Here is an 11,867-nt window from a genome sequence, read left to right as displayed (position 1 = left end):
CTCGCCATGTCAGACCTTCGTGTAGCGGCTCAGGGTGACCAGGGACGAGATCGCGGCGAGCAGGATCGCGGCCGCCACGAGGAACGGGGCCACCTGCCACACCTCGTTCGTGGTGACGTACGGGATCCAGGCGACCTGGCCGCCGAGCCAGTCCGTCACCAGGTAGCGGACGCCCGCCCACAGCCCGACGACCGACAGCACGGCGCCGACCGTCGCGGCGATCGCGCCCTCGAGCATGAACGGCAGCTGGATGAACAGGTTGGAGGCGCCGACCATCCGCATGATCCCGGTCTCGCGCCGGCGGCTCATCGCCGACAGCCGGATCGTCGTCGTGATCAGCAGCACCGCAGCCAGCAGCATCACGCCGGCCAGGCCGAGCGAGAGCAGGGTCGCCGAGTTCAGCACCTTGAACAGCGTGTTGTAGAGGTCGCGCTGGTCCTGGACCGTCTCGACGCCCTGCCGGCCCTGGAGCACGTCGGCCACGACCTCGAACTTCTCCGGGTCGGTGAGCTTGATGCGCAGGGACTCGTTCATGTCGTCGACGGTGGTGACCTGCGCCCAGAACTGGCCCTCGAACTGCCGCTGGAACGTCTCGAACGCCTGCTCCTTGGACTCCTCGGTGACGCTCTCCACGTAGGGGGCCACGTCGGGGGCGTCGAGGGCGTCGAGGATCGCCTGCTTCTGGTCGTCGGTGACCTCGCCGCCCGCGCAGGTGGGCTCGGACGAGGTGCCGGCCGGGCAGAGGTACACCGCGACCTCGACCTTGCCGTAGAAGTCGTCCTGCATCTTCGTGATCTGCATCTGCAGCAGGGCGGCCGCGCCGACGAAGGTCAGCGAGACGAAGGTGACGAGGATGACCGAGATGGTCATGGAGAGGTTCCGGCGCAGGCCGATGCCGATCTCCGAGAGGATGAACTGCAGTCGCACGTCGATCCCCCCTCAGCGGTCCGAGCCGTAGACGCCGCGCGACTGGTCGCGCACCATCTCGCCGCCGGACAGCTCGACCACGCGCTTGCGCATCTGGTCGACGATCTCGTCGTCGTGCGTCGCCATGACGACCGTGGTGCCCGTGCGGTTGATCCGGTCGAGCAGGCGCATGATCCCCAGGGAGGTCGTCGGGTCGAGGTTGCCGGTGGGCTCGTCCGCCAGCAGGATCGCCGGGCGGTTCACGAACGCGCGGGCGATGGCGACGCGCTGCTGCTCGCCGCCGGACAGCTCGTGCGGGCGGCGCTTCTCCTTGCCGGCCAGGCCGACCATCTCCAGCACGTCGGGCACGGTGGTGAGGATGTGGTGCCGCGGCTTGCCGATCACCTGGAGCGCGAACGCGACGTTCTCGAAGACCGTCTTGTTGTGCAGCAGGCGGAAGTCCTGGAACACCGCGCCGATCTGGCGGCGCAGGTGCGGGACCTTCCACGAGGACAGGGTGGTGAGGTCCTTGCCGGCGACGAAGACCTTGCCGGCCGACGGCCGCTCCTCGCGCAGCGCCAGGCGCAGGAAGGTCGACTTCCCGGAGCCGGACGCGCCGACGAGGAACACGAACTCGCCGCGCTCGACCTCGAGGTCGATGTGGTCCAGGGCGGGGCGCGCGCCGCGCGCGTAGACCTTGGTGACGTTCTCGAATCTGATCACGGGGCTTGGGCGGCCGGTCGGTCGGGGACTGAGGGGCGTGCGGAGGGTGGTGCGACCGGGCCGCGTCGAGCGTAGGCAGCGGCCCGTCGTGACCCGACCGTGACACGCCGCGCGGGAACCTGTGAGTCGCCCCACCGGGCCCCGCGCCGGGCGTTATGCCCGATTCACACCCTCACCCACCCCGATCGGGCGGAGATCAGGCCTCGACGGACGCCTGCCGGCGCCACCGGATGCCCGCCTCGATGAACCCGTCGATGTCGCCGTCGAACACCGCGGAGGTGTTGCCGACCTCGTGCTCGGTCCTCAGGTCCTTGACCATCTGGTACGGGTGCAGCACGTAGGACCGCATCTGGTCGCCCCAGGACGCCTTGATGTCGCCCGCGAGCTCCTTCTTCTTCGCGTCCTCCTCGGCCTTGCGGACCAGGAGGAGGCGGGACTGGAGCACGCGCAGCGCGGCCGCGCGGTTCTGGATCTGCGACTTCTCGTTCTGCATCGACACGACGATGCCGGTCGGGATGTGCGTCATGCGGACCGCCGAGTCGGTCGTGTTGACCGACTGGCCGCCGGGGCCGGACGACCGGAACACGTCGACCTTGATCTCCGACTCGGGGATCTCGATGTTGTCGTCGCTCTGCTCGATGAGCGGGATGACCTCGACCGCGGCGAACGACGTCTGCCGGCGGCCCTGGTTGTCGAACGGCGAGATGCGCACGAGGCGGTGCGTGCCGGCCTCGACCGACAGGTGGCCGAACGCGTACGGCGCCTTCACCTCGAAGGTCGCCGACTTCAGACCGGCCTCCTCCGCGTACGAGGTGTCGAGCACCGTCGTCGGGTAGCCGTGCCGCTCGGCCCAGCGCAGGTACATCCGCATGAGCATCTCGGCGAAGTCCGCCGCGTCCACGCCGCCGGCGCCCGCGCGGATGGTCACGACCGCCTCGCGCTGGTCGTACTCGCCGTTCAGCAGCGTGCGGACCTCGAGCTCGCCCAGGTCCTTGCGGATCGTGACGAGCTCCGCCTCCGCCTCGGCGAGGGTCTCGGCGTCGCCGCCGTCCTCCGTCGCCATCTCCACGAGGGTCTCGAGGTCGTCGATGCGCCCGCCGAGCGTGTCGACCCGGTCGAGCTCGGACTGCGCCGCGCTCAGCGCGCTCGTGACCTTCTGCGCGGACTCGGGGTCGTCCCACAGGTCGGGGGCGGACGCCTGCTCGGAGAGGTCGGCGATCTTCGCCCGGAGCGCCGTGGGGTCGGACACCGCCTGGATCGAGTGCAGGGTGCTGCGCAGGTCGCGGATCTCGGCGGGGAAGTCGGTGGCTGCCACGGCGGTCCAGGCTACCGGCTGCCGGGCGGTGCGGGGGCACCGGGGCCGCGGGCGACCCGCCGGCCGCTACGGTGTGAGCGTGAACACGCCCGCACCCTCCGGACAGCAGCACCTCCTCGCCCACGGCGCCCACCGCGCCGTGATCGCCGAGGTCGGGGCCAGCGTCCGCTCCTACAGCGTCGGCGGCCGCGACGTCGTGCTGCCGTTCGACGAGTCCGACCTGGCCCCGGCCTTCTCCGGCGCCGTCCTCGCCCCGTGGCCGAACCGGCTGCGGGACGGGCAGTACACCTGGGACGGCACCGACTACCAGGTCGCCGTCACCGAGCCCGACCGGATGACCGCCCTGCACGGCCTGGTGGCCCAGGTCCGGTACGCGAAGGTCGCCTCCGAGGCCGGCCCCGACGGCGACACCTCCGTCACGCTGCGGCACGACCTGGTGCCGACGCCGGGCTACCCGTGGTCGCTGCGCGTCGACGTCACCTACTCGCTGTCCGACGCCGGGCTGCGGGTGCACGTCGCGACGACCAACCTGGACGCGACGGCCGCCCCGTACGGCATCGGCTTCCACCCGTGGCTCTCCCCCGGCGACGCCGCCGTGGACGACTGCACCCTGCGCGTCGACGCCGCGTCGCAGGTGACCGTCGACGACCGCCTGCTGCCGACCGGCACCCGCCCGCTGTCCGGGGCCGAGGACCGCCGGACGCCGCAGCCCCTCGCCGGGGTGGCGCTGGACGACGCGTTCGTCGACGTGACCCGGGACGCCGACGGGCTGTCCTGGATCGTGCTCGGGTCGCCGGACGGCCACGCCGCGGCGATGTGGATGGACGGCTCGATGGACACCTGGCAGGTGTGCACCGGCAACGGGATCCCGAAGATCGACCGCCGGGGCGTCGCCGCCGAGCCGATGAGCTGCATCGCGGACGCGTTCCGCACGGGCGAACGCCTGGTCCGCCTGGAGCCGGGCACCACCCACGAGGTCACCTGGGGCATGACCCTGTCCTGACCGGGCACCTGCGCCGGCACACACGCCGAGATCGGCGCTCCCGCCCGAGATCGGTGCCCCTGGGCGCCGATCTCGGCACGGCGCACCGATCTCGGCGCCCCCGGAGGGCCGGCCCCCCGCACGCGAACGGCCCCGCCTCCCGAGGGAGGCGGGGCCGTTCCGCGTCGTGAGGGCGGCCGTCAGCCGTAGTACTCGCCGTCGGCCATGACGCCCTTGGTGTACTCCCAGTGCCAGCGCTCGTACGGGCCCGAGCCGCCGGGGCGCGCCCAGTCGGGGTTCTCCCAGCCGAACACCGGCGCGTTCTCGTTCAGCCACTCCCACTGCGCACCGGTGGTCTGCGAGGTGCACAGGTCGACCGCGAGGCCCCAGCCGTGGTTGCTGCGGCCCGCGGGGGCGGCGAGCGAGCCCTTGGCCGCCTTGACGGCGCGCTGCTCGGCGAGGGTGCGGTAGCCGCTGGAGAGGCAGAGGTCGGTGCCCCAGCGGGTCACCCACATGGCGTTGAGCTCGGCGAGCGCCTCGGCGGCGTCGGCGCGGAGCTGGGTCTTGTCGTCCCAGAGGTAGCAGAGGTCGGACTGCGGCAGCTGCCCGTTGGCGCTGGCCGTGCCGGCCTCGCCGTCGCAGCCGGGCAGGATCTCGCGGTCCTCGCTGCGGCTGACGTCGATCTGCGCGCGGAGGGCGGTGGCGTCGCTCGACACGAGCGACGCCGGCGGGAGCACGGACGTGGCGGACGAGGTGAGCGCCTCGACCGTGCTCGGGAGCGTCGCGTCGGCCTGCGCGTCGGTGAAGCCGTCCTCGCTGCGGGCCGCGCCCTGGGACAGCGGGACGGCGACCGTGACGGCGGCCAGCGTGACCAGCACGCCGGCGCGGGTGCCCCAGCGGGCCAGCGGGCTGGTGCGGCGGCGTTCGGCGGTGGGGGCAGCCGGCGCCTCGGCGGCGGGGGCCGCGGCCGCGGGACGCGTGCGGGCCGCCTCGCGGAGCTGGCGGCGGGTGGGGGCGCCGGCGTCGGCGGCGGGCTGCACGCGGTGCGACGCCACGGGACCTCCGAGCACGGGCAGGCGACAGGTCGCCGACGGACGAGGGGCGCTACCCGGGAGAGGGCGGCGCGCTGGGAGCGCGACCGCCGGGGGGATCCGGGTGAGCGATCACGAAACCATAACGGAGCGCCCCCACCGGTTCCAACCCCCCGTCCGGGGGGCGGCGGGCGGATCATCGGCGTGTCGCGCTCGTTCACCCACCGGGACCACCCTGTCGTGTGACGTAGGTCCCACGAACGGCCCAGCGGACGCGGCTCAGGCGCCCGTCCGGTGCCGGAACTCCCCGCGCTGCATCGCGTCGCGGACCTCGCCGACGAGCTCCTCGAGGATGTCCTCGAGGAAGACCACGCCCACCGCCCGGCCGCCGTCCTCCACGCGCGCGAGGTGCACGCCCGAGCGCTGCATGGCGGTCAGGGCCTCCTCGACCTCGTCGCCCGGCGCCACGACCGCCAGCGCGCGGACGCGCCAGGTCGGCACCGGGAGCCGGCGGGAGCCGTCGTCCGCGTACAGCACGTCCTTCACGTGCAGGTAGCCGCCCGGGGCGCCGTCCCGGCCGAGCACCGGGAACCGGCTGTACCCGGTGCGGGCGACCAGCCGCTCGACCTCGTCGGGCGTCACGTCGACCGGCACGGTGACGAGGTCGGCGACCGGGACCATGACGTCGGCCGCCGTGCGGTCGGAGAACTCCAGCGCACCCGAGAGCAGGCCCTGCTCGTCGTGCAGCAGCCCCTCCGCCTGCGACTGCTCGACGATCGACTGCACCTCCTGGGCCGTGAACGCCGACGCGACCTCGTCGCGGGGGTCCACCCGGAACAGCCGCAGCACGTGGTTCGCGATCCAGTTCAGGGCCGCGATGACCGGCCGCACCACCCGGCCCAGCCAGACCAGCGGCGGGCCGAACACCAGCACCGCGCGGTCCGGGCCGGACACCGCCAGGTTCTTCGGCACCATCTCGCCGAGCACCACGTGCAGGTAGACGACGACCAGCAGGGCGACGACGAACGCGATGGGGTGGGCCAGCGAGGCACTGACCCCGATCGCGTGCAGCGGGTCCTCGATCAGGTGGGCGATCGCCGGCTCGGCGACGAGGCCCAGGCTCGTGGAGCAGACGGTCACGCCGAGCTGCGCGCAGGCGAGCATGAGGGACACGTGCTCCATGGCCCACAGCACGGTGGTCGCGCGCCGGTCGCCCGCCGCGGCGAGCGGCTCGATCGCCGAGCGGCGCGCGGAGATGATCGCGAACTCGGCCGCGACGAAGAACGCGTTGCCGGCGAGCAGCGCCACCGCGAGCGCCAGGGCCACCCCGGGGCTCATCGGGCCGCCCCCTCGGCACCGGCGGACGCGTGCGCCGGGCGCACCAGCACGCGCTCGACCCGTCGGCGGGCCATCGTCTCGACGCGCAGCAGCACGTCGCCGGCGAGCACCTCGTCGCCGGCCTCCGGCACGCGGCCCAGCGCCGCCATCATCAGGCCGCCGAGCGTCTCGTACGGGCCGTCCTCCGGGACGACCAGGCCGGTCCGCTCCGTGAGCTCGTCGGGCCGGAGCAGCCCGGACACGACCCACGCGCCGTCGGCGCGCCGCGAGGCGGCGGTGCGCCGGCGGTCGTGCTCGTCCGCGACGTCCCCGACCAGCTCCTCGACCACGTCCTCCAGCGTCACGACACCGGACGTGCCGCCGTACTCGTCCACGACGACCGCCATCTGCAGGCCGTGCTCGCGCAGCTCGACCAGCAGGGGGCCGAGGTGCACGGTCTCCGGGACCCGGGGCGCGTCCACCATGAGGGCGGCCGCGGGCACCTCGTCCCGGCGCTCGTGCGGCACCGCGATCGCCCGGCGCAGGTGCACCAGGCCCACGATGTCGTCGGAGTCGTCGCCGATCACCGGGAACCGGGAGTGGCCGGTCTCCCGGGAGAGCCGGACCACGTCGGTGGCGGTGTCGCCGCGCCGCAGCACGACGACCCGCTGGCGGTCGGTCATCACGTCCACGGCGGTGAGGTCGGTGAACTCGATGGAGTTGGTCAGCAGGGTGGCGGTCGACTCGTCGAGGGTGCCCTGCTGGGCGGAGCGCTTCACGAGCGCGGCGAGCTCCTGCGGCGACCGGCCGCCCGAGAGCTCCTCCCGCGGCTCGACGCCGAGGCGGCGCAGCAGCGCGTTCGCGCTCGAGTTGAACAGCGTGATGAGCGGGCGCAGCGCGGACGTGAACCCGGCCTGGAGCGGCGCGACCCACCGCGCGGTGCCCAGCGGGCGGCTGATGGCGAAGTTCTTCGGCACCAGCTCGCCGAACAGCATCGAGAAGCCGTTGACCAGGACGAGCGTCACGACCAGCGCCACGCCGCCGCCGATCGCCGGGCCGAGGAACGACCCGCGCAGCGGCTCGGCGAGCAGCGCGTTCACCGCCGGCTGGGTGGTGTAGCCGAGCAGCACGGTGGTCACGGTGATGCCCACCTGGGCGCCGGACAGCTCCGTGGACAGCCGGCGCAGCGCCTTGAGCACGCTCTGCCCGCGGCGGTCGTCCGGCCGGGTCTGGCCCTCGACGACGCCCGGGTCGAGCGTGACGAGGGAGAACTCGCTCGCGACGAACACGGCGGTGCCGGCGGTGAGCACGACGCCGAGGGCCACGAGCAGCCAGTCGGTCAGCACGGGTCACCCCCGCCGTCGCGCGGGTACGCCGGTGCCGGGACGCGCGCAGGGAGGGTCAGGAGGCAGGAAGGGCCGGCATGGTCTCCCCCGGGCACGTCGGCCCGGGAGGGACGCCGGCAGCGACTTGAGCTGCTCATGGTGGCGCAATCATACGAAACCTCCACACCTGCGCTCTACGCTGGCGGGATGACGTTCGCATCCCGCCCCGGTGCCGCCGCCGGAACCCCCGCGGGCGCCCCGGGCGCCGCGGCCACCTCGGTCCTCGTCGTCGAGGACGAGCCCGCCATCGCCACGGCCGTCGCGCGCCGGCTCTCCGCCGAGGGCTGGCAGGTCGAGACGGTCGGCGACGGCCTGCAGGCCGTCGACGCCGCGGCCCGCCTGGCACCGGACGTGGTGGTGCTCGACGTGATGCTGCCCGGCATCGACGGCCTCGAGGTGTGCCGCCGGATCCAGGCCGACCGCCCGGTCCCCGTGCTGATGCTCACGGCCCGGGACGACGAGACGGACATGCTGATCGGCCTCGGCGTCGGCGCGGACGACTACATGACCAAGCCGTTCTCCATGCGGGAGCTCGTCGCGCGGGTCAAGGCCCTGCTGCGCCGTCAGCAGCGCGCCGCCCTGGCGGCCGAGCTGGCCGCGGCGGGCTCGGAGGCGGCCGAGCCGCCCGTCGCCGTCGGCGACGTGGTGATCGACCGCGCGCAGCGCCGCGTGCACCGCGCCGGCGAGGAGGTGCACCTCACGCCGACCGAGTTCGACCTGCTGCTCGCGCTCGCCGCGAGCCCCCGCACCGTCCTCACCCGGGAGCGCCTCCTGGCCGAGGTCTGGGACTGGGTGGACGCCTCCGGGACCCGCACGGTCGACTCGCATGTGAAGGCCCTGCGCAGGAAGCTGGGCGCCGACCTCATCCGGACGGTGCACGGCGTGGGCTACGCCCTCGAGCCGGCCGCCGCGCCGGGCGCGACCCCGGGAGGCGGCACGGCGTGACGGGTCCGTCGACGCCCCGCCACCAGCGGACCGCCCGGGTGGCCAGGCTGCCGGACGTGCGCCCGCTCGACCGGCTGCGGTCGATCAAGATCAAGCTCGGCGTCCTGGTGGCCGCGGCGGTGTTCGTCGCGGCGCTGCTGACGTGGATCGGGCTGAACAACGCGCTCGGCCCGACGCGGACCTTCCCGATCGTCATCGTCCTCGCGCTGGTGATGACCCAGGTCCTCGCGCGCGGCATGACGTCGCCGCTGCGGGAGATGACGTCCGCGGCGCGCGCGATGGCCGCCGGCGACTACAGCCGCCGGGTGCGGGCGACCAGCAGGGACGAGGTCGGCGAGCTCGCCACCGCGTTCAACCGGATGGCCGACGACCTGGAGCAGGCGGACTCCCTGCGCCGGGAGATGGTCGCGAACGTGTCGCACGAGCTGCGCACGCCGGTCACGGCGCTGCAGGCGCAGCTCGAGAACATCGTCGACGGCGTCGAGGACCCCGACCCCGAGGCGATGCGCGCCGCGCTGGCGCAGACCCAGCGGCTGAGCCGCCTGGTGGCGACGCTGCTCGACCTGTCGCGCCTCGAGGCCGGCGCCGTCGACCTCCAGGTGACCGACGTGCCCGTGCAGCAGTTCCTGGAGGAGGCCGCGCAGGAGGGCCGGCTGGTGGGGGCGTCCAAGGACCTCACGTTCCCCGTGGTCGTCGACCCGCCCGGGCTGACCCTCCCGGCGGACCGCGAGCGGCTGCACCAGGTCGTCGCCAACCTCGTGCAGAACGCCGTCCGGCACTCCCCCCGCGGCGCGCCGGTCCGGCTGGAGGCGCACCGCGCCGGCGGGTTCGTCCAGCTCGACGTCATCGACCAGGGCCCCGGCATCGCCGCCGACCAGCGCGAGCGGGTGTTCGAGCGGTTCGCGCGCGGCAACACCCCCGCGATCACCGGGCAGATCTCGACCGGCGGCACCGGCCTGGGGCTGTCGATCGTGCGGTGGGCGGTGACCCTGCACGGCGGGACCGTCGAGGTGGCGGACAGCGAGTCCGGCTGCACGATGCGGGTGATGCTGCCGTCGCGCCGCACCTCGCGACCGGCGACCGCGGCGTTCTGAGGCCGACGGGGCCCCGCGCCCGGTCGGGCCCGCTCGAGATCCGCCGGGCGGCGGAGGCGGCGGCGACCGGCGGTTCCGCCTCGCGGCTGATCCGCCGGAGGGTGCCGGGTCCCTAGGGTCGAGGCATGCCACCCGACGCGACGCACGCCATCGAGGTCTCCCACCTCACGAAGACGTTCGGCCAGGTCCGGGCCGTGGACGACCTGAGCTTCACGGTCCGCCCCGGGCGGGTCACCGGGTTCCTCGGCCCCAACGGCGCCGGCAAGACGACGACGCTGCGCATGCTGCTCGGCCTCGTGCAGCCCACCGCGGGCACCGCGACCATCGGCGGCCGCCGGTACGGGGCGCTCGACCGCCCGATGCGCACCGTCGGCGCCGCGCTGGAGGCCGCCGACTTCCACCCCGGCCGCACGGCCCTGGACCACCTGCGGGTGTACGCGCCCCAGGCGGGCGTGCCGGACCGCCGGGCGCACGAGGTGCTCGACCTCGTCGGCCTCACGTCGGCGGCGAAGCGGCGGGTCGGCGGGTTCTCGCTCGGCATGCGCCAGCGGCTGGCCCTGGCGACGACGCTGCTGGGCGACCCGCCCGTGCTGCTGCTCGACGAGCCCGCCAACGGCCTCGACCCCGAGGGCATCCGGTGGCTGCGCGACCTGCTGCGGGCGCTCGCCGCCCAGGGGCGCACCGTGCTGGTGTCCTCGCACGTGCTGTCCGAGGTCCAGCAGACCGTGGACGACGTGGTGATCATCGCCGGTGGCCGGCTGGTGCACGCCTCCACGCTCGCCGAGCTCAGCGGGCTCGCCGAGCCGCGGGTCCGGGTCGCCTCCCCCGACGCCGCGGCGCTGGACGCGCTCGTCGCGGGCGCCGGCTGGCAGCGCGCCGCGGACGGCGCGCCGACCGCCGGGGTCGCCGAGCTCGTCGGCACCGACGTCGCGACCGTCGGCCACGCCGCGTTCGCGGCCGGCGTCGAGCTGCACGAGCTCGCCACGCACGGCGTCGGCCTGGAGGACGTGTTCCTCCGGCTCACCGCCCCCGCCCCGGCTCGTGGCGCGCACGCCGCGCCCGCCCCCGCCCCGACCGACGCCCCCGCCGGAGGTGCGCGATGAAGGACTCCCTGGTCTCCGAGTACCGGAAGATCGTCACCACCCGCACCTGGTGGGTGCTGCTGATCGTCATGATCGGGTACATGGCGTTCATGGGCGCCGCGATGGCGTTCGCGTTCACCTTCGACGGCGCGGACGTGTCCGGTGCGGACGGCGCCCCCGTCGTCCTGGACCCCCAGGCCGTCGTCACGGCGGTGTACACGCTGCCCGCGTCGTTCGGGTACGCGCTGCCGCTGCTGGTCGGCCTGCTGTCGGTGACCGCCGAGTTCCGGCACCGGACGCTGACCCCGACGCTGCTCGCGCAGCCGGACCGCAACCGGTTCGTCGTCGCGAAGCTCGCCGCGAGCGTCCCGATGGGCGTGCTGTACGGCGTGCTCGGCACGCTGGCCACCGTCGGCGCGGGCGCGCTCGCCTTCGCGTTCACCGACGCGCCGAACCTGCTCGGCGACGGCGCGGTGTGGGGCATCATCGCCCGGACCGCGCTGGCGCTGACCGTGTGGTGCGTCGTCGGCGTCGGCCTCGGGTTCGCGATGCCGAACCAGGTGGTGGCGATCGTCGTGGTGCTGGCGTTCACGCAGTTCGTCGAGCCGATCGCGCGGCTGGTGCTGGGCCTGAACGACGCCACCGCGGGCATCGGGCGGTTCCTGCCCGGCGCGGCGGGCGAGGCGATCAGCGGCGGGTCGTTCTACTCGGCGACCGGTGCGGGCGCCCTGCTCGGGCCGGCCGCGGGGGCGGCGGTGCTCGTGGCGTACGCGGTGGCGCTCGCGGCGCTGGGGCGGTTCACGACCCTGAAGCGCGACATCACCTGACGCGGTCCCGCCCCGGATCGGGTGGAGCGTCCTGCCCGACGCGCCGAAGCGTGTCGGGCAGGACGCTCCACCCGGCGTCGTCGGGGGGTCCGGGGCGCGCCTACGCCCCGCGCGCCCGGGTCCGCGCCGCCAGCCGCGCCAGCGGACCCGCCGCTGATCGCCTCGCCCGCCGCGCCGGGCAGGAACCGCCCGATGCCCGCGGTGGCGTCGTTCAGGCCCAGCACCAGCCGCGCGATCGGCTCGACGAACTGCGTGAACGC

General features: G+C 74.4%; 11 protein-coding genes. 5 read left to right on the top strand and 6 right to left on the bottom strand.

The annotated features are described in order from the left end of the window. Positions 1–9 precede the first annotated feature (9 nt). The 3 genes from ftsX to prfB all read right to left on the bottom strand — a co-directional run bounded on the left by ftsX (position 10) and on the right by prfB (position 2,944). Positions 10–927, bottom strand: coding sequence for a permease-like cell division protein FtsX (ftsX, locus tag FA014_RS02190; RefSeq protein ID WP_154728079.1), 918 nt, complete (start codon positions 925–927; stop codon positions 10–12). A 12-nt stretch (positions 928–939) separates the two neighbouring features. Next, complete coding sequence (gene ftsE, locus FA014_RS02185) at positions 940–1,629, bottom strand: cell division ATP-binding protein FtsE (protein WP_154728078.1); 690 nt, start codon at positions 1,627–1,629, stop codon at positions 940–942. A gap of 196 nt (positions 1,630–1,825) precedes the next feature. Then, on the bottom strand, positions 1,826–2,944 hold the full coding sequence (gene prfB / locus FA014_RS02180) for a peptide chain release factor 2 (protein WP_154728077.1): 1,119 nt from the start codon (positions 2,942–2,944) through the stop codon (positions 1,826–1,828). Between the two features lie 79 nt (positions 2,945–3,023). Between prfB and FA014_RS02175 the strand changes: the two genes are divergently transcribed. Then, a complete protein-coding gene (locus FA014_RS02175) occupies positions 3,024–3,947 on the top strand; it encodes an aldose 1-epimerase family protein (RefSeq protein WP_154728076.1) in 924 nt (307 codons plus the stop codon). A 179-nt stretch (positions 3,948–4,126) separates the two neighbouring features. On the opposite strand, the gene FA014_RS02170 is transcribed toward FA014_RS02175, so the two are convergent. The 3 genes from FA014_RS02170 to FA014_RS02160 form a co-directional block, all read right to left on the bottom strand. After that, positions 4,127–4,981, bottom strand: coding sequence for a M15 family metallopeptidase (locus FA014_RS02170; protein ID WP_154728075.1), 855 nt, complete (start codon positions 4,979–4,981; stop codon positions 4,127–4,129). A 255-nt stretch (positions 4,982–5,236) separates the two neighbouring features. Beyond that, positions 5,237–6,295, bottom strand: coding sequence for a hemolysin family protein (locus tag FA014_RS02165; RefSeq protein WP_154728074.1), 1,059 nt, complete (start codon positions 6,293–6,295; stop codon positions 5,237–5,239). Continuing rightward, positions 6,292–7,620 carry a hemolysin family protein gene (locus tag FA014_RS02160; protein ID WP_230322794.1) on the bottom strand — a complete coding sequence of 443 codons (1,329 nt, stop codon included), beginning with the start codon at positions 7,618–7,620 and terminating at the stop codon, positions 6,292–6,294. Before FA014_RS02160 ends, FA014_RS02165 begins: the two co-directional genes overlap by 4 nt. Before the next feature lie 186 nt (positions 7,621–7,806). Between FA014_RS02160 and FA014_RS02155 the strand changes: the two genes are divergently transcribed. From FA014_RS02155 to FA014_RS02140, 4 genes are all read left to right on the top strand, one after another. After that, positions 7,807–8,604 (top strand): response regulator transcription factor, encoded by a 798-nt coding sequence (locus FA014_RS02155; RefSeq protein WP_154728073.1) that lies wholly within the window; start codon positions 7,807–7,809, stop codon positions 8,602–8,604. A 47-nt stretch (positions 8,605–8,651) separates the two neighbouring features. After that, on the top strand, positions 8,652–9,698 hold the full coding sequence (locus tag FA014_RS02150) for a HAMP domain-containing sensor histidine kinase (protein WP_419178361.1): 1,047 nt from the start codon (positions 8,652–8,654) through the stop codon (positions 9,696–9,698). A gap of 125 nt (positions 9,699–9,823) precedes the next feature. Then, entirely contained in the window at positions 9,824–10,801 is a 978-nt protein-coding gene (locus FA014_RS02145) for an ABC transporter ATP-binding protein (RefSeq protein WP_154728071.1), read from the top strand. Next, positions 10,798–11,607 (top strand): ABC transporter permease, encoded by an 810-nt coding sequence (locus tag FA014_RS02140; RefSeq protein WP_154728070.1) that lies wholly within the window; start codon positions 10,798–10,800, stop codon positions 11,605–11,607. The genes FA014_RS02145 and FA014_RS02140 overlap by 4 nt, the downstream gene beginning before the upstream one ends. Positions 11,608–11,867: the final 260 nt, after the last annotated feature.

This window comes from Cellulomonas hominis, from assembly GCF_005239125.1.
GTDB lineage: Bacteria > Actinomycetota > Actinomycetes > Actinomycetales > Cellulomonadaceae > Cellulomonas > Cellulomonas hominis_A.
Note: the sequence above shows the minus strand (reverse complement) of the source record. Positions and strands in the feature narration are given on the sequence as shown.

Coding starts and splice junctions, on each gene's coding strand:
- FA014_RS02165 (WP_154728074.1), bottom strand. CDS start 6,295: ATGAGCCCCGGGGTGGCCCTGGCGCTCGCGGTGGCGCTGCTCGCCGGC.
- FA014_RS02155 (WP_154728073.1), top strand. CDS start 7,807: ATGACGTTCGCATCCCGCCCCGGTGCCGCCGCCGGAACCCCCGCGGGC.
- FA014_RS02145 (WP_154728071.1), top strand. CDS start 9,824: ATGCCACCCGACGCGACGCACGCCATCGAGGTCTCCCACCTCACGAAG.
- FA014_RS02140 (WP_154728070.1), top strand. CDS start 10,798: ATGAAGGACTCCCTGGTCTCCGAGTACCGGAAGATCGTCACCACCCGC.